Source organism: Paenisporosarcina sp. NPDC076907, assembly GCF_050269735.1.
Classification (GTDB): domain Bacteria; phylum Bacillota; class Bacilli; order Bacillales_A; family Planococcaceae; genus Paenisporosarcina.
On sequence record NZ_JBNNIX010000001.1, the window covers coordinates 1,000,972 to 1,021,797 of the forward strand.

Genomic DNA, 20,826 nt, shown 5'->3' on the forward strand with positions numbered 1-20,826 from the left:
GAAATGAAAAAAAACTTTTTTTATTTATTTTTAATCGCTTTATTATCATTGGTTAATTTTTTAACTCCATCTACTGTATCTGCCGAAACACCGAAAGTGTATTGGGATGGAATAATGATGGTAAAAGGTCAAGTGGGAAAAATAAAAGTCATTAAATCTATTAATTTATGGGAAAGAACAGATAAGGGCTTAGTTTTTGTTCGCATACTCAAACCTGGAGAACAATATCGTGTTTACCGATATGACAACAAGTATGGTGGACAATATGGCTTAGGTGCAAATATGTACATTACGAAGATTGCTGGTTATGTAGATTACAAAACACCATCTAAAAGTAAACTCGCAGAATTGGAAAAAGTCAGTGGTGGAACACCAAATCTTCCATCATTACCGTCTGACGCAGCCTTGTATCCAACTGAAATGTTCCCAAATTTATCGATCGGTAAAGTGAACGGACAGTCCATAACACAAATTGCACCTGGTGTGCGTAAAAAAGTTTTGGATATAGGTGTGGACAGTAATATGCAAAGAGTATTTACAATCGATTATGACGGAACAACTGCAAATATTTCACTTCGTTCCCAAATAGCAAAAGACCAAATGATAGGGTTTGAATCGACGTCTTCACAAGCAAATCGTGTAATCGAGACGAATTCTTATCATGTCGTGGGTGGTGTGAATGGTGATTACTTTGATAATGAAGGACAACCTATAGATATGATGATGATGAATGGTTCCCTCATTTCAACAGCACAAACTCCTATAAATGAATTAGCAGTATTAGGAGTTCAAGAGAATGGTAAAGTCATTATTGGATCACCTAAAGTTAACTTGAACCTCACTGTAAATGGAGGTTCCAATTATCAAATTGATTCGATTAATAGAAAGCGTTCTGCAAATCACCTAGTAGTGTATACAAGAGATTTCTATCCATCTACTCGAACGAACGAATTAGGAACAGAAGTACGTGTGAAGATGGACTCTGGTAAATTAAATGGCGGCGAAACTTTCAAGGGGACGGTCCTTGAAGTCATTAATAATGTAGGGAATGCAACCTTAAATAAGGATGAAATAATTCTTTCAGGTCATCATTTGGCGAGTGAATATCTTAAAGGTTTTACTGTCGGAGATCAAATTGAAATCCAAACTAATTTTGAACCGGCAGAATGGAACACTGTAAAAGAGGCGGTAAGTGGACGATATCATCTTGTGAAAGATGGAATTGAACAAAATATAACGACTGCAGGTGTTAATCCTCGTTCTGCTGTAGGCGTACGTCAAAACGGAAGTGTGTTTACCGTAGTCGTGGATGGAAGAAGAGCGGGTTATTCTAAAGGGCTGACTCTCCAACAAACGGCCAAAATGATGAAAGAAATGAATGCTTATAACGCAATCACCTTTGATGGTGGTGGTTCTTCCACTCTAGTTACTAGAGAACTAGGAGATTCAAAACTAACTGTTGCGAACAAACCATCTGATGGTTTTGAGCGGGCAGTTTCAAATACACTGTTGTTTGTCAGTAAATGGGACACATCAGCTTTATATGCGATTGTTCCACAATATAAGACAATTGAATTGTTCCAGGGCGGTACATATGAATCGTTGACAGTACCAGTAAAAGGGATCGATCAATATATGAATCCTGTAGTGATTGGTGGCAGTGGCAATGCTCAATTACAATCGGATGCTATTAAACAAATAGGAACAACTGCTAAAGTAGTAGGCGCACCAGGAATTTATAATGGGATAATTTCTGCAGCCGGTAAGTCTACAAGCATTCAAGTGAAAATAACGAATGAGTTAGATTTGATTCGTTTGAATGTACCGTATATACAAGCCGCAAATGGACAAGCTATCAATCTTGTTGCAGAAGGCTTAAAAGGTGGAGCTGTTGTTGTGAATACGGCTGACGCTTTTAAGTGGTCTATTTCGCCAAATTTAGGCACGATTTCTCAAGGTCAATTCAAAGCTTCCACGAACTCTGGTGTTGGAACAATATCGGTTACATACGGAATGAAAACTTTATCCATTCCTGTTGTGGTAGGTGATGTAAAGCCAACTGTTTTAGAATCATTTAATAAAGGAACTTTTAATTATATTGGTACAGGAGATCGTGCGAATGTAACTGTTGTAACAGATGTAATGAATGAAAGAGATGGTACGAAGGGTCTGAAAATCTCGTATGATTTTATCGGTCAGACAGGTACATCTGGAGCTTATGTGCAAGCGAAATCTTTGTTAACTATTAGTATTCCAGCTAGAAAAATTGGAATGTGGGTTAAAGGCGACGGAAGTGGATCTTGGCTGCGCTCTCAAATTAGAGACGCATCAGGAAAAGTTGTTCAACTGGATTTTGACAGAAATGTAACTTGGACTGATTGGAGATTTTTAGAAGCAGAAATACCAGCGGGATTAAATTACCCATTAAAAATGGATTTACCTCTTCGTATTATGCAAACTGATGGGACATTAAAGACTAAAGGTGAATTTATAATTGATGATATACAATCGATTTATAAATAATTCAACTTTCGTAGCATCAGAAAGGGTTATGCAACTATTAATATCATAACCGAAGCATGAAAGAGCGAAGCAAAGTGACGCTGTCACTTCGCTTCGCTCTTTTTCTATCGGCAGTCCTATTTGGGTTGTCGATTCCACGCACCTGAGGAACCGCTGGCACCATCATGTTTTGAACTTTCTTTATGTAAGAAGTGACCGGAACGTCATGTACTATTAATTTCTGATGGAGTCACCAATACGGACTTACTTGTTAGTTAACTAATCAAAAAATCAAGTCCCCACACCATCACTTAGAGGGCTATACGTTCTATAAGGCTACGAATATTGCTTTAAACATTTGATTTCGTGAGGTTTTTGTGGTAGCCTTTGAAAGATGTAATTTGTAAGTTTTGGAGGGAAATCATGACTTCAAATAATAATGGTAAAAACAGTAATGCCGAAGAGGATGGCTTAGGAAAACTGAAAATTGTTGGTTTCTATAAGCGTCAAGCTTGGGCACTTAAGATGTTTGATAAAATAAATGAACATGAGTTAATGGATGAAGGGGAAAATATGGTGCTTGCACCTTCTATTTTAAAATCTAAAAATGGACTTTTCTTTCCAGCATTCATGAGAATCAATTTAAAGAAAAAAGGTGAGGTTTCTGGAGCCTATCTTATTTCTGAAGATAACGATAGTATTCTTTTAATTCCTATGGAGCAAGAGATGGCCAATTTGGAAAAAGAACAACTTCTACCTTTCCAATATCGGACGATATCTGAAATTCCAGAAGATCATTTTCAAAAGAACTGGCCCGACTTCTCTTAAGGTACTTGCTCACCAGAGAGTTAGTAAATGCTAACTAATCTTTTGGGAAAGTCCTGTACAAACTTTGCTGGAAACTACTTACGATTTTGTGAGTAGTCTTTTTTTTGCCACTAACATTGTATTACAAAAACATTTTACTAATTTTTGAGGTTTGATTGGTTCTCAAAAAAATGGGAATGCTAACATTAGATATAACGGATTAATTACAGTCTAGTTCTATCGAATGTTGGAACTGTGCATACTTTGGTGTATAATCATCTATTGACGAAACTTAAGAGACTTTGATTCGTCAAATAGATGTACAATGATTCAATGTGCTCGAGTATAAGATATGTAAATATGATAGAATGACTTTTGGTATATCGACAAAAATAAAAAAACAAGGGTGAATTGATTGGATATTCGACTATTCGTAGCTTTCTCAGTTTCGCTAATTGTTGCGATTTTAATAGCACCTCTCGTCATGAAGTTCGCAGTCAAAATCGGGGCGACCGACAAGCCATCCGATCGTAAAGTACATGAAAAAATTATGCCACGTCTTGGTGGCCTTGCAATATTCATTGGAGTAATAGCCGGTTACTTTTCAGCGGGATTATACGATGCTAAAATAACTGGAATAATTGTTGGAGCTTTCATCATCATTGTTCTTGGAATATTGGACGATAAATATGAACTTTCGGCAAAAATAAAAATTGTTGGTCAAGCATTGGCAGCTACTGCAGTTATAGGAAGTGGACTGTCGATTGAAGTATTAAATATTCCGTTTTTAGGCATATTTGATTTAGGGCTGTTTTCTTACCCAATTACGTTATTTTGGATTTTAGCGATAACAAATGCTATAAACTTAATTGATGGATTGGATGGGTTATCGGCTGGGATTTCATCTATCGTTTTTGCAAGTATCGCCTTTCTTGCTTTTACAGGCGATAAGTTCCTGATTTTATCACTATCGTTAATTCTTTTAGGAAGTACTCTTGGCTTTTTGTTCCACAATTTTTACCCAGCTAAAATATTCATGGGTGACACAGGGTCAATGTTCCTTGGTTATTCAATTGCCATTTTGTCTCTGCTTGGATTATATAAGAGTGTGACGTTATTCAGCTTCGTAGTTCCAGTTATGATTTTGGGTGTACCTATTTTTGATACATCATTTGCAATAATTAGAAGACTGATAAACAGACAGCCGATTTCGGCACCTGATAAATCTCATTTGCACCATCGTTTACTGGCTTTAGGATTATCACATCGAAATACGGTTTTGGTCATTTACGGATTTGGGTTGATTTTTAGTATTGCTGCGATTAGCTTTGAAACACTTACTCTGCGATGGGCAATATTTACTGTATTGTTTATCTTGATTGCGTTTGAAATTGTTGCAGAAAAAATCGGTTTAGTTAATGAAGACTTTAGACCGATACTTTCAGTATTCAAAAAAGTGGTTGGACTCAAGCGATCATAATCGCTTGCTTCATATATAAATAATATTTTGATTGGTTGGTGTAGATAATGAAAATTCCAATGCTTGATTTGTCGGAACAATACGCAACATTAAAAGATGAAGTTATGGTTGCTTTAGATAATGTAATGAGTAGCTCTCACTTTATTTTAGGTAGTCAAGTGAAAAAGATAGAAGCAGACATTGCTGAGTACAGTCATGTGAAACACGGTATTGGCTGCGGTAACGGCAGTGATGCCATTCACATTGCCCTTCAGGCAGCAGGTATCGGTGAAGGCGATGAAGTCATTACGTCACCATTCACATTTTTTGCAACGGGTGGAGCAATTGTTAGAGCTGGAGCTAAGCCTGTATTCGTAGATATTGATCCAGTTAACTTTAATATTGATCCTGATAAAATAGAAGCAGCAATTACTGAACATACTAAAGCAATTATTCCAGTTCATTTATATGGTCAAATGGCTGATATGGTGAAAATTAAGGAGATTGCTTCAAAGCATAACCTTGCAGTTATTGAGGATGCAGCGCAGGCAATTGGTGCAAAACAGGGCGAATTCTCTGTTGGTGAACTTGGTACTGCTGCAACTTACAGCTTTTTCCCTACTAAAAACTTAGGTGCTTATGGCGATGGTGGTATGGTCGTTACTAATCACGATGACATTGCAGAAAAAAGTCGCGTAATCCGTGTACACGGAAGTAAACCTAAATATTACCATGCTGTTCTTGGCTACAATAGTCGTCTGGATGAACTGCAAGCCGCTGTATTAAATGTCAAGTTCCCACATCTTGATACTTGGAGCGAGCTTCGTGGAAAACATGCACAAAACTATACAAACCTTCTTAATGAAAAAGTTGGAAATTACATTAAGACACCTGAAGTTGTTCAAGGATTCCATCATGTATTCCATCAATATACAATATTGACGGACCGCAGAGACGAATTGCAGTCTTATTTAAATGAACAAGGTGTATCGACGATGATTTACTATCCACTTCCTTTACATTTACAGCCTGTTTTTGAGAATTTAGGTTATAAAAAAGGGGATTTCCCAGAAGCAGAAAAAGCTGCAGATCAAGCTCTTTCGTTGCCAATGTTCCCAGAATTAAAAGAAGAACAGCAACAATATGTAGTTGAAAAGATTGTTTCATTTTTCGCTTAATTACATGACATTAGGTAGAGGGGGAAACGTAATTACGTTTCCCTCTTACCTGTTATACATGCATTGGAAGGAGAAATATTGTGACTGAACAGAGAAATTACCCGTTGTATCAAATGTTGTCATTTTACTGGAAGAAAAAGGTTTGGTTCATCATCATTCCATTAATATGTGCCTTGGTAGGTTTGCTGGCTTCAAGTTTATGGCCAAAAGAAGAGGCATATATCGGTAAATCAAATATATTTACCGGTGCTATTAATCTGGAATCCCTAACGAATCCCGATCAAATTATGGCTAAGTATGGGGAACACTTTGAAAGTGAAGTGGATATTTTTGTCCCTAGCCGCAGCTATATACAATTGGAAGTAAGAAACGATAATAAAGAAGAAATTGAAAAAGAATTGAAAGTTTACCATGATGGTGTGATGAAAGAATTATCGACACAATACGACAACCGCGTCGGTATTACGGAAACCTATGTTGCTTTATTAGAAAAACGGGTGGAAACTTTGAATGCTTCTATCAAGGAGTACCAATCTATGCTCGACAATGATGAAGTCATTTCAAGCCTTCATTCTTCACTGATCATATCAGCAGAAACCTCGCTTTCTGAAAACATGGTTACATTGCAGCGTGTGAAAAATGATTTGGCATTCTTTGAAAAGCCTTCTCTTGTATCAAGTGAAATAAATGAAACACCATCTTATACTCTTCAATGGACAGCAGCCGGATTTGTTATCGGGATTTTGCTAGCCATTTTCATCATCACTCTATGGCAATATATCCACCGTGCCAGAAAGGACAACCAACATGACTAATTTTGCTATAGTCGGCATGGGTTTCATCGCTGACAAACATATTGCCGCAATTAACAATACAGAGGGAGCACATTTGTATGCAATTTGTGATACAAATCCTGATCGTTTAACGATTGACGATAATAATCTGAAAAAATATACCGATTTGGAATTGATGCTTCAGGAGAATCCTGAAATCGATGTTGTTAACATTTGTGTGCCGTCTGGACTGCATGCAAGATTAACGAAACTTGTCGCAAAATATAAAAAACACATTATTACTGAAAAACCAATGGCATTGACTTCTTCAGATGCAGAGGAAATGATCCAAACTGCAGAAGAAGAGGGCATTAAGCTTGCTATTGTCCATCCAAACAGATTCCGCCCTGCAATCATGGAATTGAAGAAATTGATGGACAAGGATGGACTGGGGAAAATCAGCCATTCGAATATCACCGTTCGTTGGAATCGCAACCAGGCCTACTATGACCAAGCTCCTTGGAGAGGCACGAAAGCATTTGACGGGGGAGTATTGATGAATCAGGCTATCCATAGTTTGGATCTGCTCATCTGGCTTCTAGGTCCAGTCAAGTCTGTTCAAGGTCATGTAGCTACACGTCTACGCAACATTGAGACAGAAGACGTCGCAATGGGCATCGTAGAATTCCATGATGGCTCTCTAGCTGTGATCGAATCAGCTACAACTATTTACCCTGAGAATTTAGAAGAGTCCATTGCAATCTTCGGTGAAAAAGGCAGTGTCAAAATTAGCGGCAAAAATGCTCTGTTTATCGATACATGGAATGTAGAAGGTGTTTCTAGTGAGGAAGTTCAGGCTCTGACCACTTCGATAGAAGCAGATCCATGGGGGAGAAAAGGCCACGATTGCATCATAGAGGATATGGTAGAAGCACTAAAAGTAGACCGTGCACCTGCTATTGATGGAAATGCTGGCTTGAGTCCAGTAAAATTGATTGAAGCAATTATCGAATCCTCAGAAACAGGGAAACGAATTGAATTTTAACATTACGAATTAAAGGAGAAAACAAATGACTAATCATTTTGAAAACTTATTAAGTAAAATAGAGTTACATGAAGCAGTAATCGGGGTAGTAGGACTAGGGTATGTCGGTCTTCCGTTGGCAGTAGAAAAAGCGAAAGCTGGATACCACGTAATTGGATTTGATGTACAGGAATCAAAAGTAGAACAAGTCAAAAAAGGAATTAATTACATCGGTGACATCGTTGATAATGATTTAGTTGAAATGGTAGAATCTGGTCGCTTGACTGCCGAATCTGACTATAAGAGAATCAGTGAAGTTGATGCAGTGGCGATTTGTGTGCCGACACCACTTGATGTTTACCAACAGCCTGATACATCATATGTAAGAGAATCGATTGCTGAAATTGCGAAATATGCCAAAAAAGGCACTTTGGTAGTATTAGAGTCAACAACTTATCCAGGTACAACAGAAGAGATTATCAAGAAAACATTGGAAGAAAAAGGATTCACTGTCGGTGAAGACGTTTTCGTGGCTTATTCACCTGAACGCATCGATCCAGGTAACAAGAGCTTCAATACAAAAAATACACCAAAAGTAGTCGGCGGTATTACAGCGAACTGTACGAAAGTCGCTGCAGCGATGTACAGCAATGTACTTGAAGGGGACGTTCATGAAGTTTCCAGCCCTGCCATTGCCGAAATGGAAAAGATCTTTGAAAATACTTTCCGCCATATTAATATTGCTTTGGCAAATGAAATGGCTATCCTATGCGAAAAAATGGGCATTGATGTTTGGGAAGTAATTGATGCAGCGAAAACAAAACCTTACGGATTCATGGCGTTCTATCCAGGACCAGGCCTTGGAGGTCACTGTATTCCAATCGATCCATTCTATCTGACATGGAAAGCACGTGAATACAACTACCATACTCGCCTAATTGAACTTGCTGGGGAAATCAACAATTCAATGCCGGATTATGTCATCAACCGTGCAATGCAATTGTTGAACGAACAAGGAACTGCGCTTCGTGGAGCAAAAGTTGTGCTATTAGGAATTGCATACAAAAAAGATATTGAAGATGTACGTGAATCTCCGTCACTAAAACTAGTTGAATTGCTTGCTCAACATGGTGCAGACTTTACAACGGTTGATCCATTTGTTGAATCATTCCGTGCGGCTGGACAAGTCATTAAACCTGTTCAAATTACGGATGAGTTATTGGAAAATGCTGATTTGGTCATCTTGGCTACTGATCACAGTTCTTACGATTACCAACACATTGCCAACAAAGCTAATGTCATTTTCGATACTCGTAATGCGTTCAAACATGTAGAAAAACCAAATCGCTACATTAAATTGTAAGGAGTGGATTTGTATGAATTACATTCATGAATCTGTGCAAATAGATGAATCAACTTCAGTTGGTCATTTTTCTGTTATTGAAGAAAATGCGAAAATCGGAAAAAATGTACGTATTGGAAATCGTGTAACCATTCACGCAGGAACTCAAATTGGTGATGGTACGACGATTGATGATGGTGCGGTTCTTGGGAAAAAGCCAAAGCCGGCTAAAACGAGCACAATGAAACTTTCAGACACACTGCCACCTTTAGTAATTGGTGAAGAATGTACAATCGGTGCAAATGCGATCGTCTATAGTGGAGCAACTATAGGCGAAAGTACATTGATTGCGGATTTGGCGACTGTACGGGAAAACGTTGAGGTTGGTTCTTTCGTGATCATCGGCCGTAATGTGACAGTTGAAAACTACGTGTCCATCGGTACGAGAACGAAAATCCAATCGAACTCATATATCACGGCTTACACGACTTTAGAAGACCATGTCTTCATCGCACCTTGTGTAACGACAACAAACGACAACTTCATGGGACGCACTGAAGCGCGCTTCGATCAGATTAAAGGGGCCACAATCAAGAAGGGTGCACGTGTAGGAGGAGCCTCCATCATATTACCTGGCATTACCATTGCAGAAGAAACATTTGTAGCAGCTGGAGCTCTTGTAACAAAAGATACGGAAGCTAAATCGTTGATCAAAGGTGTTCCTGCGAAATTTGTCAGAACTGTGCCTGAAGAGGAGCTCTTGTAGGTGTTAGGTCAACTTAAACGGTTGGGAGCGGATTCGCTCCTTTATGCCTTTATGAATGTGGGGACAAAATTAATCGCTTTTCTTTTGTTCCCTTTTTATACATTTTACCTGACTGATACAGCCGAGTTTGGCATGCTTGATATGGCAGATCGAACAATCGGCATGGTAACTTTTCTTGTGATATTCGGAACTGACTCTGCTTTGGCCTATTACTATTACGAAGTAGAGGATAAAGTGAAGCGCAATAAGTATATTCGGTCTGTCATGACGTTCCGATTAGCCGTTGTGGCGCTTATTTTCCTTGTTTTACTGATTGGCGGCAAATGGATTTCTGAGTGGGTATTCGATGATGCTGGTTCCATTCATCTCTTATATATTGCGATGTTCACTTTGCTGTTCGATACAGTTATTGCCTTGGTGCTTACAGTCGCGAGATACCAAATGCTTACCAAAAAAGTGGTTTTCATGACACTGTTGAAAATGCTGTTAATTGCATTGGTTTCCATGGCAGTTCTTGCCTATGTATGGACGACCGTGGAAGGTATCTTATTTGCTCGAATGGCAAGTGTCATTTTTATATTCTTGCTGTTGTTCTGGTCTTCAAAAGAGATGCTAAAGCCTTTCTATGACCGGGTGATTTGGAAAGAGCTCCTAATATATTCAGCTCCGCTTGTTCCTGCATCATTGGCTTTTTGGGTAATACTCAATTCCAATTCATTTATTCTTAAACATTATTATTCTATGGATGTGGTAGGGATTTATGGGACAGCCATCAAGTTTGCAACTTTCATTACATTATTGACCAGCGGAATCCAAATGGCATGGCGTCCATTTTCGATGTCGCTTTATAAGAAGGAAAATAGTGCGAATGTGTTTGCGTCTGTTTATGGGCTGATTCTAATGGCCGGATCTTATGGAATCTTGCTGTTAGCAACCATTATGCCATGGGTAATCAAGATTCTTTCGGATAATTATGAAGAGGCATATCCCTATGTTGCTCCCATAGCAATTGCAACCTTTCTGAATTTCTACTATTTGATTATCTCAATAGGGATATTTGTTACGAAACAAACTAAACATGTCTCCATCGCATTTGCGATTTCGGCAGGCTTGACCATTCTTTTAAGCTTCTTGCTGATTCCGAATTTTGGTATTTGGGGAGCTGTTTATTCTTATATAGCTGCATATTGCCTGGCAACTTTTTTGATTTACCGAAAAAGCCAAAAGTTGTTCTATGTACCTTTTCCAGGATGGAAAATGGCATTTGTCATTTTCACTTTAATTGCCAGCACTTTTGCAATCATCGGCATTCAACTGAACGGGTTAGGTTCCAGTTTGATTTTTGTGGTGTGGGTAGTCTTTACCATTTCACTGCTACTAGTTCGTATTGACAAACATATCCAAAGAGGCAAGAGAGGTGATTGAAATGTATATTCAACCTAAAATCCATTTAAGAAATGGCGAATTTTCTCGTGTTCAAGGGGATGGGTATGCCGGGTTTTTCCGGGGACATTTTTATTTCCAGGGAAATTTAACTACATCCGCGAACTTTGCAGATACATTTGAACTTAAAGATTTAAGTACTACTGTTATCGAAAGCTGGAATGGTGAATTTTCATGCATTTTGACTGATAATGATGGTAATACCTCTCTTATTTCAGACAAAAAAAGAACGATTCCGCTCTTTTACCGTAGGAACGAAGATTCTAGCTGGACGATCCAGGATTATAACGCTGATTATCAGTATCCAACGATTGAAAAAGATGCACTCAATGACTTCTTAATGACCGGATTTGTAAGTGGGCATAAAACTCTCCATCCAGATTGGTTCCAGACAGAAGCGTGCACAATCGTTGAATTAAGCGCTGAACAGAATGTTATTTCGTATTTTTCGCTTCAAACGGAGGAAAAAGAACAAGATTTCAATGAACTGGTTAGTGAATTGAAATCGATTTTTCATCAGATTTTTGATGATTTGAAGGAAAGAATCGGCGATAAGCAAATAATCATCCCATTAAGTGGTGGCTATGATTCAAGAATCATCGCACTTATGTTGAAAGAACGAAATCTCACTGATCAAATCCTTGCTTTTACATATGGCCGACCAAACAATCTTGAATCCAGCGTCAGCAAGCAAATTGCTGATCGCCTCGGTCTGCAATGGCGCTATTATGCATATGACAAAGCTATGTGGGAAGAAGTATATGCTTCCGATGAATGGAAACGCTATGTGGACTATACATTCAATGGCGCCTCTGTGCCACATTTACAGGACTTTCCAAGCGTGAAAAGGTTGATGGAGGATACTGAATTATCAGGTGCAGTGTTCATGCCTGGTCATTCACTTGATTACCTTGCCGGTGGACATTTGCCATATGAGGCAGTATATACAAATGAATTATCCCAGGATCAAATTGTTGGTTTCATTCAGGATAAGCATTTCAAATTATGGCAAACTCCGAATTCCTTGAATGAGGACATGCCTGCCATTAGCTCACGGATAAAAGAAACGTTCGATAACAAACCGTTCTTCTCGAACGAACTTGGATGCAATATAGTGGATGACTGGAATATGAAAGAACGCCAATCTAAATTTATTATCAATTCAGTTCGTGTATATGAATTTTATGGGCAGCAATGGACATTGCCGCTGTGGGATGACCGATTGATCTGGTTCTTCAAGAAGGTGCCAGTGAAGTGGAAATACAAAAAATACTTATACGATGTAACATTGCATGAGATGTTTCCGGAATACTTTGAGATGCCTCAACCGAATGAGGAAAGAGTCTCTCCTAAAAACAAGTATGGTGTCCTGTATCCTGCGCTCAAAAAAGTTTATAGAACCCAAAAATTATGGAAACAATATTATAACGAACCAATGGAATGGTTCGGTATTTACCCATCCTATTATAAATATCTTTCCAATTTGACTTTCAAAAAGGAAGGAATCAGATTTTCAAATCCATATAACATAAACTCGTTCATTGTGAAAGACACTTTGGACAGCTTAGGGGGCAATTCAAAATGAAAGTACTAACAGTATTGGGTGCAAGACCGCAATTTATTAAAGCTGCTCCCGTTTCTCGAGTAATTCGACAAAAGGTAGAAGAAATTATTGTCCATACAGGTCAGCATTATGATCAAAATATGTCTGATATCTTTTTTGAGGAGTTAAGTATTCCTAAACCCGATTATTTGCTGGGAATCGGTTCAGGTAACCACGGGAAGCAAACTGCTGAAATGCTAACACAAATTGAAGACATCATTCTGAAAGAAAAACCCGATTTCTTAATGGTATATGGTGATACAAATTCAACTTTGGCAGGTGCATTAGCTGCATCTAAACTGCATATCCCTATCATTCATATCGAAGCTGGATTGCGTAGTTTCAACAAAAAAATGCCTGAAGAAGTAAACCGTATTCTTACGGATCATATCTCTGCACTTCTGCTATGTCCTACGGATACTGCTGTTGAGAATCTTAAGAATGAGAATATCACTGAAGGTGTAAGCAATGTCGGGGATGTTATGTATGATGCAGTGATGTTCAATTCGGAACTTGCCAAAACGAAATCAACTATTTTGGCGACTGAAGGATTAACTAAAGATGATTATTACCTAATAACTATCCACCGTGCGGAGAATACAGATGTCAAAGATCGTTTAGAAAACATTTTCAATGCATTTGAACAGATCCCAGGCAAAAAAGTATGGCCGATTCACCCACGCACAAAAAAAATGATCAGTGATTACGGATTCAATCTTGAAAGCATTAAAGACCTGCAAATTATCGATCCAGTAGGATACTTGGATATGCTTACGCTTGAAGTGAATTCCAAAAAGATCATTACCGATTCTGGTGGGGTGCAAAAAGAAGCATACTTCGCGAAAGTCCCTTGCATTACTGTACGTGATCAAACGGAATGGGTGGAAACACTTGTTGATGATGCAAATATTTTGACTGGTACGGATACTAAGAAAATTGTGGATGCTGTTTTGAAAGACGTACAGCCAAGCTACACGCCAGTATTTGGCGATGGGCATACTTCCGAGAAAATCTTGGAAATCCTTTTAAAAACTGTCTCTAAATAAAGTGGGTGAGGTTTAATGTTGATTTTTAGCATTTGGCTCATTACTGTGGTGGCTTCCACATTCCTTTTTCAAAAGGCGTCTGGAAGCCTTTCACCGTTAAAGCCAAACATGATTTCGATTGTCTATTATTATTCGTTCTTTATCTCTAGTTATATTGGTGGGCTATTAATTGCACTCGGAATCGACAAATATTATATGATCAACAGAATGGATCATGAAGAGTTTCGTCTCATTGGTTTTTTACTATTGACGTTAATGATGCTACTGTTTCCGGCAATCCAGCTATTGGTGAACCGAGTGTTTCAATTTAATTCACAAAAAGAGTTAAATCATTATTTGATATTACCTGTACGTATAAGTAGAGATAAAAATAAAATCTTCTTCACCATTGTATTTTTTATCTTTTCCATGATCAGTGTATTAGCTGTTGCTTATACCTTAATAAAGACCGGTACAGTTCCATTATTTGAATTGCTCAAGGGGAATACATCCGATCTTGCGCTTTTAAGAATTGAAGCGGCAAGGAATTTCAATGGGAATGTTCTTATCCGCAATATATTTGGAATTGCCCTTACCCCTTTATTGTCCATCGTCGCCTATCTATATGCGGCTACAACAAAAGATTTATTATGGAAAACCAATTTTTACATGCTTTTTATTTCGTCCGTCTTAATTAGCACGTATGATCTAGCTAAATCACCTATTTTCTTTTATGTAATGATGTTGATATTAGCTAGGTTCTATGCCCATAAGCTTGTATTGAATGCTAGAAGAATAGCGGGATATGGTATTGTAGCGGCTCTGTTATTGATTATGATGTATGTGTCTATACAAGGAGTTACAGGGATTTCGAGCTATTTGCAATACTCTTCCGGCCCAGTTGGCAGGATTATCTTAGCTCAAATTGCACCGTTCTTCTTGCATTTGGATGTCTTCAGCTTCTCTATGGACCATTTAGGAATTCGCTCGCTGCCATCATTCGTTGTCAATCTGTTTGATGTGGAACAGGTCCGATCCGCGCGTATAGTTATGGAGAATATATTCCCTGAAAATGTAGACAAGGGAACAGCCGGAGTATTGAATACGGTATTCCTGGGTGAAGCATTTGCAAGCGCTGGGTATTTGGGGGTTTTAATTGCCATCATTTATGTAGCTATCGTTGTCCAAATTCTATATGTAGCCTTTTTAAGGCTTCCAAAAACACCTGCGGTCATCGCCTTGTTCATTTATTTTACAATCAACATACCAAGGACTCTGGTCGGTGGCGTGTCCGACTTTTTATTCAATCCAATTTGGCTGATGATTACGCTATTGCTGGCAGGGTTTTTATTCCTTGAACAATATTTTGCTGGTACGTACTCGTTCATTCTAAGAAAATTAGGCTTCGATAAGGAGAAATTATGAAAAACGTATTAATATACTTTCCTTTTACTTTGGCTGAGAATCCCAAAAGCGGATCACAATTAAGGCCGATTGAAATGCTGAAGGCTTTCTCTTCCTTCTGTTCCGAAAATGGAATGGAACTGATTGTGATCTCTGGAGATTCTAACAAAAGAGCTCTCAAATGGGCGGAATTGAAAGTTTCAGGAAAGCTTGACTCTACAGAATTCTGTTATGCAGAGAATCAGACCATTCCATTATGGTTGACGGATAAAGGACATAAACCAGCAAAACCTTTTATAGACTCTCAAATTTTTAAAGAGCTTACGAAAAAAGGCATCCCTATAGGTTTGTTTTATCGTGATGTGTATTGGAAATTTGATGATTTGTATTCCTTGAAAGGGTTAAAAAAAGCAATCATGCAAAGTATTTATAGAATGGAAGAAAGGTTCTATTCAAAATATGTCCATACAATCTTTTTGCCGAGTGATTCCATGGGTAAGTATGTCGATATCCAGGCAAATAAAGTGTCACTTCCGCCAGGCGGCCGTGAAATAAAAGTGGAGAGTGCAAGGAAAGACGATGCCAAGATTGGAATATATGTCGGTGGGATCAATAACGAAGATTATGGTCTTCCTGCATTGATTGAAAGCTATAGACTATTGAATCATTCAGGTATACCAAGTAATTTGAAGATTGTCTGCAGACAGGATGAATACGAAAATCTCGAAGTAGATTTAAAAAAGAAACTGGCCAAACCCTATATAGAGGTCCTTCATATTAATGGTGAAGAACTTAACCGATACTACTCAACAGTAGATTTCGCATTTATTCCAAGGAAGAAATCAACATATAATGATTTTTCAGTGCCGGTCAAACTGGTTGAATATTTGTCGGCTAAGCTTCCAATAGTTGCTACCAATTGCGATGCACAAACAGAAATGATCAATTCCGGCCCATACGGGGTTATTACGGAAGATAATCCAGAAAGCATTGCACGTGGTATTGTCACTATGCAAGAAAACCATCAAACTTATTCTGACATGATCGAGAAGCATTTTCTCCAAAATCATTCATGGGAAGCTAGGGCAAAACAGGCAGCCCAAGCATTAGTAGGAGGATATTATGAAAGTAGCAATACTGGCACCAAGTAAATCCATTCACACTCACAAGTGGGCACTTTATTATAAAAACAAGGGGATTGAAGTGAAAGTCTATACACTCCCACTGCATTACTCGGAAACAAATGCAAATGAAGTAGACACAGAAATTATTGGAAAACAGCTTCCAGGGAAGATTTCTTATTTTACAGCCGTTCCTCATTTAAAAAAGAAATTGAAAGAATTCCGTCCAACTGTTCTTCATGCACATTTTGTATCAAGCTACGGCCTGATTGGTGCACTTGCCAATTATCAGCCGTTATTCATTTCTGTTTGGGGAAAAGATATTTTTGATTTTCCACTTAAGAACAAGTTGAACCAGAAATTGATTGAATTTACTTTATCGAAAGCTGACCAAATTGGTTCGACAAGCCATGTGATGGCCAAGGTTACATCTCAATATACAGACAAGAAAATTGAAGTGACGCCATTTGGGGTGGACTTGAACAAGTTTTATCCTAGCTCGCAGGAAAGCAGCACAAAGATTACTATTGGAACGGTAAAGGCTCTAGAAGATAAGTATGGAATCGGAGATTTGATCAATGCATTCCATCTATTCCATAAAGAGTTTCCGGATAGCAAGCTTGTTATTGCAGGGGATGGCCCTCAAAAAGAGGAATATATACAATTAGCGAAAAAACTCGAAATAGCAGATGCAACTACGTTTACAGGCCGTGTGCCTAACGATGAAGTGCCAAATTTAATCCGAGAGTTTTCAATTTTTGCCGTTCCTTCGACACAAGACAGTGAGAGCTTCGGAGTTGCTGCTGTCGAATCTATGGCGTGCGGAGTTCCTGTAGTTGTAAGTAATGTAGGGGGCTTGCCTGAGGTTGTTGTGGATGGAGTTACCGGCATCGTTGTCGAAAAGAACAATCCACAGATGCTAGCAAAAGCATTTTGCGATCTTGCAGCCAGCCCTGAGTTAAGAGAAAGTATAGGAGCAAGCGGAGTCCTGCATGTAAAGAAACATTACAATTGGACTGATAATGCTGACGATATGATTAAGTTATACAACAAATATACTGAAAAAAGGTGATCTAATGGTTAAAAAAGCGGTCATACCAGCAGCTGGGCTAGGCACTAGATTTTTGCCAGCTACAAAAGCGCAACCAAAAGAAATGCTGCCAATAGTAGATAAACCAACGATACAATATATCATTGAAGAAGCAATTGCTTCGGGCATTGAAGACATTATCATTGTTACAGGAAGAAATAAACGGGCTATAGAAGATCATTTTGACAAATCAGTGGAACTAGAGCTATTGCTCGAAAAAACAAAAAAATTCGAGTTGCTAGAGACTGTGGAAAGCATCTCAAATCTTGTGGACATTCATTATGTCCGCCAAAAAGAACCACTTGGTTTGGGACATGCAATTCTATGTGCTAAAAAGTTCATAGGAAATGAACCTTTTGCAGTGCTTCTAGGTGATGACATTATTGATTCAGAAGATCAGCCGGCTCTTCGCCAAATGATTGAGAAATTTGAAGAGGTCAACCAAAGCATATTGGGATGTAAAGAAGTCCCTAAATCGGATGTCAGTAAATATGGAATAGTTGATTTTGCTGAAGAAACCAATGGCCTATTTAAAGTAAATAAATTAGTTGAGAAGCCTGAGATTGAAGAAGCACCTTCTACGCAAGCTATAGTGGGAAGATATATTTTGACTCCTGCCATATTCGATGAACTTGAAAAAATCGGTCCTGATAAAAAAGGGGAAATCCAATTAACGGATGCCATTGATGCTTTACTTTCAAAAGAATCGATTTATTCATATTTGATCCAAGGAAGAAGATATGATGTTGGGGACAAGTTTGGTTTCCTGCAAGCTACCTTTGATTATGCGTTAAAAAGAGATGATTTAAGAGAGCCATTAATTAAGTATTTATCCGATAAATTAAAAATGTGAAAAGAGGAAAAAGTATGCGAATCGTTTATTTATGCCAACATTTTCCTCCTGAAACCGGTGCACCGCAAATTCGAGTATATGAGGTAAGCAAGGAATTACTGAAACAAGGACATGATATTCAGGTAGTGACTGCATTCCCGCACCATCCAATGGGCGTTATCCCTGAGGAATACAGGGGCAAGAAGTATGAAAAGGAAATATATGACGGTATACCCGTGCATAGAACATGGATTTATCCTTCACCAAAAGGAACTTTCTGGAAGAGATTGGTTTCCTATTTCTCTTTTACATTCAGTTCTTTCTACGGATTGCAGAAAACCGGGAAAGTGGATGTCATCATATGCAATTCACCACCGATTTTCCTTGGACTGACTGCACTTTTCAGCGCACGGCTTAAAGGTGCGAAATTCGTATTCAATGTTGCGGATATATGGCCGGAGTCAGCTGTTAAACTGGGGCTAGTGAAAAACAAAATGTTTATAAAAATGGCTGAGATTCTTGAATCCTATTTATATAAAAATTCCTGGAAGATCGCATGCGCTACCGAAGGCATCCAGCAGTACATGTTGGACCGCGGAATCCCACAGGAAAAAGTATTCCTTCTGCCCAATGGTGTCAATACTGAATTTTTCTCCCCAAACCCTAAAGATGAATCATTCATTGATCAGTATGGGCTACAGGATAAGTTTGTATTTTCTTATGGAGGAAACCTTGGATATGCCCAAGGATTAGAATATATCCTATATGCAGCCAAGAAAGTCCAGGAAATAAATCCTGATATTCGCATTTTGATTGCTGGAACAGGTCCTGAAGAACAGAAATTGCATGATTTGCAGGCAGAATTAGGACTGCAGAATATCATATTCCTTGGACACTTGCCGTTAGCAGAAATGCCAAAACTATTTTCAGTCACCGACACGAGCATCGTGCCACTTCGTGATTTAAAGCTTTTTGAAGGAGCAAGACCATCTAAAATATTTCCAGCTGCTGCATCTGCAGTACCAGTATTATATTGTGGACGCGGAGAAAGTGAAAGAATTGTTCTTTCTAATGAAATGGGTATGGTCGCAGAACCGGAAAATGTTGATTCTATAGCTGAGAAAATGTTGGAGTTAAGTGCTCTTCCAAACGAAATGCTACGAGAAATGGGTCATAACGCCAGGCTGATTGCAGAAAAAGAGTACAGTTGGAAACACATTGTAAAAGAAGTTTTGATTCATTTGAAAAAAAATTACTAAATTCTTACATTATACAATCCCTATCGCTTCATGTATAATATTAAAAGTGAAAATTTATTTGAAAGGTAGGGACAAGTATGTCGACTACCAGTCGTATGAACCGCAAAAATAAAAAAAATTCTAAAGCAAAGATAATCATTTTAAGCATATGTATGCTTATGGTTTCAGCTGTAATCATTTATGCAATTGATTTAGTGATAGATACAAAAAATGCTACTTCCAAAATATATGAACCAATAGTCAATAATACGAAGCAAGCTTCTGAAAAAACAATAGATAAAGTAAAGGCAAAAGATGAAGCATTTACGATGTTAATGGTTGGAGTAGAAAATCAAGAAGGTGCAACTTTCGGTAGATCAGACGTGTTAATCGTAATTACCGTTAATCCAAAAACCGACAAAATCTCGATGGTAAGTATTCCAAGGGATTCATTGGTATACATTCCAGACTTGGATCGTGAAGCTAAAATTAATCATTCCTATGCCAAGGGTGGAATTAACTATACCGTTAATACTGTTGAGGAATTGCTTGATATTCCTATTGATTATTATGTTTCTACAGATTTCGAAGGTTTTGAAGATATAGTTGATACACTCGGTGGAATTGACGTCGATGTGCCGTTTACATTTAAAGCACAGTTAACAAAATCATTAGAGTGGAAAACGTATACGGAAGGCGAAATGTTTCTAAATGGTAATGAGGCTTTAGCGTATGTACGTATGCGAAAGTCTGATCCACTAGGCGATATGGGCCGAAATAACCGACAAAGAGATGTCATTAAAGAAATTGTCGATAAGGGAACTAGTATTACTTCTATTACGAAGATTGATGATATGATTGAAGATGTTGGGAATAATGTAAAATCAAACATTCCTCCAAATAGTTACTTGAGTTTTATTAAGATGTATAAATCATTGAACACAATTCCTATTGAACAATATAAACTTGAAGGTTCTGATGAGTATATCAATGGCGGTTATTACTTTAGAATCGATGAAGAGTCATTAACGGAAATTACAGATAAACTTAACTTAATCCTTGATGATAATGGCCAAGCGGCAATGCATGCGCCAGAAGATAATATATAAATAGTTTTATTAAGAGTAAATTGCAGAAATAAGGCAATTTACTCTTTTTTTTGTTTTTTCTTTAGGATTTTGGAAAATATTATGTCATTTGTTGCATTGTTTTATCATTT

Annotated in this window: 17 protein-coding genes; all 17 read left to right on the top strand. The window is 38.1% G+C overall.

The genetic code is table 11. The features are described 5' to 3' along the window. Positions 1-3 precede the first annotated feature (3 nt). The 17 genes from ACQKEV_RS04815 to ACQKEV_RS04895 all read left to right on the top strand — a co-directional run bounded on the left by ACQKEV_RS04815 (position 4) and on the right by ACQKEV_RS04895 (position 20,716). Positions 4-2,523: a phosphodiester glycosidase family protein gene (locus ACQKEV_RS04815; RefSeq protein WP_427443868.1), complete on the top strand. Its 2,520-nt coding sequence runs from the start codon at positions 4-6 to the stop codon at positions 2,521-2,523. Between the two features lie 402 nt (positions 2,524-2,925). Next, positions 2,926-3,330 (top strand): hypothetical protein, encoded by a 405-nt coding sequence (locus ACQKEV_RS04820; protein WP_427443870.1) that lies wholly within the window; start codon positions 2,926-2,928, stop codon positions 3,328-3,330. A gap of 394 nt (positions 3,331-3,724) precedes the next feature. Beyond that, on the top strand, positions 3,725-4,789 hold the full coding sequence (locus ACQKEV_RS04825; RefSeq protein WP_427443872.1) for a glycosyltransferase family 4 protein: 1,065 nt from the start codon (positions 3,725-3,727) through the stop codon (positions 4,787-4,789). A 47-nt stretch (positions 4,790-4,836) separates the two neighbouring features. Beyond that, positions 4,837-5,946, top strand: coding sequence for a DegT/DnrJ/EryC1/StrS family aminotransferase (locus ACQKEV_RS04830; protein ID WP_427443874.1), 1,110 nt, complete (start codon positions 4,837-4,839; stop codon positions 5,944-5,946). Positions 5,947-6,026: 80 nt separating this feature from the next. Continuing rightward, positions 6,027-6,761 carry a hypothetical protein gene (locus tag ACQKEV_RS04835; protein WP_427443876.1) on the top strand — a complete coding sequence of 245 codons (735 nt, stop codon included), beginning with the start codon at positions 6,027-6,029 and terminating at the stop codon, positions 6,759-6,761. Further along, complete coding sequence (locus ACQKEV_RS04840) at positions 6,754-7,764, top strand: Gfo/Idh/MocA family protein (protein WP_427443878.1); 1,011 nt, start codon at positions 6,754-6,756, stop codon at positions 7,762-7,764. The genes ACQKEV_RS04835 and ACQKEV_RS04840 overlap by 8 nt, the downstream gene beginning before the upstream one ends. A 25-nt stretch (positions 7,765-7,789) precedes the next feature. After that, positions 7,790-9,106, top strand: coding sequence for a nucleotide sugar dehydrogenase (locus tag ACQKEV_RS04845; protein WP_427443880.1), 1,317 nt, complete (start codon positions 7,790-7,792; stop codon positions 9,104-9,106). Between the two features lie 13 nt (positions 9,107-9,119). Then, complete coding sequence (locus ACQKEV_RS04850) at positions 9,120-9,851, top strand: acyltransferase (protein WP_427443882.1); 732 nt, start codon at positions 9,120-9,122, stop codon at positions 9,849-9,851. Beyond that, complete coding sequence (locus ACQKEV_RS04855) at positions 9,852-11,276, top strand: lipopolysaccharide biosynthesis protein (RefSeq protein WP_427443884.1); 1,425 nt, start codon at positions 9,852-9,854, stop codon at positions 11,274-11,276. It abuts the gene before it with no gap. After that, entirely contained in the window at positions 11,269-12,879 is a 1,611-nt protein-coding gene (locus ACQKEV_RS04860) for a hypothetical protein (protein ID WP_427443886.1), read from the top strand. Before ACQKEV_RS04855 ends, ACQKEV_RS04860 begins: the two co-directional genes overlap by 8 nt. Further along, the gene (gene wecB, locus ACQKEV_RS04865; RefSeq protein ID WP_427443888.1) at positions 12,876-13,943 is read left to right on the top strand and encodes a non-hydrolyzing UDP-N-acetylglucosamine 2-epimerase; all 1,068 of its coding nucleotides are present in this window, start codon (positions 12,876-12,878) and stop codon (positions 13,941-13,943) included. The genes ACQKEV_RS04860 and wecB overlap by 4 nt, the downstream gene beginning before the upstream one ends. Positions 13,944-13,958: 15 nt before the next feature. Then, positions 13,959-15,347: an oligosaccharide repeat unit polymerase gene (locus ACQKEV_RS04870; protein WP_427443889.1), complete on the top strand. Its 1,389-nt coding sequence runs from the start codon at positions 13,959-13,961 to the stop codon at positions 15,345-15,347. After that, complete coding sequence (locus tag ACQKEV_RS04875; protein WP_427443891.1) at positions 15,344-16,477, top strand: glycosyltransferase; 1,134 nt, start codon at positions 15,344-15,346, stop codon at positions 16,475-16,477. Before ACQKEV_RS04870 ends, ACQKEV_RS04875 begins: the two co-directional genes overlap by 4 nt. Beyond that, the gene (locus ACQKEV_RS04880) at positions 16,449-17,519 is read left to right on the top strand and encodes a glycosyltransferase (RefSeq protein ID WP_427443893.1); all 1,071 of its coding nucleotides are present in this window, start codon (positions 16,449-16,451) and stop codon (positions 17,517-17,519) included. Before ACQKEV_RS04875 ends, ACQKEV_RS04880 begins: the two co-directional genes overlap by 29 nt. Positions 17,520-17,523: 4 nt before the next feature. Beyond that, positions 17,524-18,390, top strand: coding sequence for a UTP--glucose-1-phosphate uridylyltransferase GalU (gene galU, locus ACQKEV_RS04885; protein ID WP_427443895.1), 867 nt, complete (start codon positions 17,524-17,526; stop codon positions 18,388-18,390). A gap of 14 nt (positions 18,391-18,404) precedes the next feature. After that, a complete protein-coding gene (locus tag ACQKEV_RS04890) occupies positions 18,405-19,628 on the top strand; it encodes a glycosyltransferase family 4 protein (RefSeq protein WP_427443897.1) in 1,224 nt (407 codons plus the stop codon). A gap of 77 nt (positions 19,629-19,705) precedes the next feature. Then, positions 19,706-20,716, top strand: a complete 1,011-nt coding sequence (locus ACQKEV_RS04895; RefSeq protein WP_427443898.1) for an LCP family protein — start codon at positions 19,706-19,708, stop codon at positions 20,714-20,716. Positions 20,717-20,826: the final 110 nt, after the last annotated feature.

Bases quoted from the DNA above. Each gene is read 5' to 3' on its own strand.
- ACQKEV_RS04815 (WP_427443868.1), top strand. From the start codon at position 4: ATGAAAAAAAACTTTTTTTATTTATTTTTAATCGCTTTATTATCATTG.
- ACQKEV_RS04820 (WP_427443870.1), top strand. From the start codon at position 2,926: ATGACTTCAAATAATAATGGTAAAAACAGTAATGCCGAAGAGGATGGC.
- ACQKEV_RS04830 (WP_427443874.1), top strand. From the start codon at position 4,837: ATGAAAATTCCAATGCTTGATTTGTCGGAACAATACGCAACATTAAAA.
- ACQKEV_RS04840 (WP_427443878.1), top strand. From the start codon at position 6,754: ATGACTAATTTTGCTATAGTCGGCATGGGTTTCATCGCTGACAAACAT.
- ACQKEV_RS04845 (WP_427443880.1), top strand. From the start codon at position 7,790: ATGACTAATCATTTTGAAAACTTATTAAGTAAAATAGAGTTACATGAA.
- ACQKEV_RS04850 (WP_427443882.1), top strand. From the start codon at position 9,120: ATGAATTACATTCATGAATCTGTGCAAATAGATGAATCAACTTCAGTT.
- wecB (WP_427443888.1), top strand. From the start codon at position 12,876: ATGAAAGTACTAACAGTATTGGGTGCAAGACCGCAATTTATTAAAGCT.
- ACQKEV_RS04870 (WP_427443889.1), top strand. From the start codon at position 13,959: ATGTTGATTTTTAGCATTTGGCTCATTACTGTGGTGGCTTCCACATTC.
- ACQKEV_RS04875 (WP_427443891.1), top strand. From the start codon at position 15,344: ATGAAAAACGTATTAATATACTTTCCTTTTACTTTGGCTGAGAATCCC.
- ACQKEV_RS04880 (WP_427443893.1), top strand. From the start codon at position 16,449: ATGAAAGTAGCAATACTGGCACCAAGTAAATCCATTCACACTCACAAG.
- galU (WP_427443895.1), top strand. From the start codon at position 17,524: ATGGTTAAAAAAGCGGTCATACCAGCAGCTGGGCTAGGCACTAGATTT.
- ACQKEV_RS04890 (WP_427443897.1), top strand. From the start codon at position 18,405: ATGCGAATCGTTTATTTATGCCAACATTTTCCTCCTGAAACCGGTGCA.
- ACQKEV_RS04895 (WP_427443898.1), top strand. From the start codon at position 19,706: ATGTCGACTACCAGTCGTATGAACCGCAAAAATAAAAAAAATTCTAAA.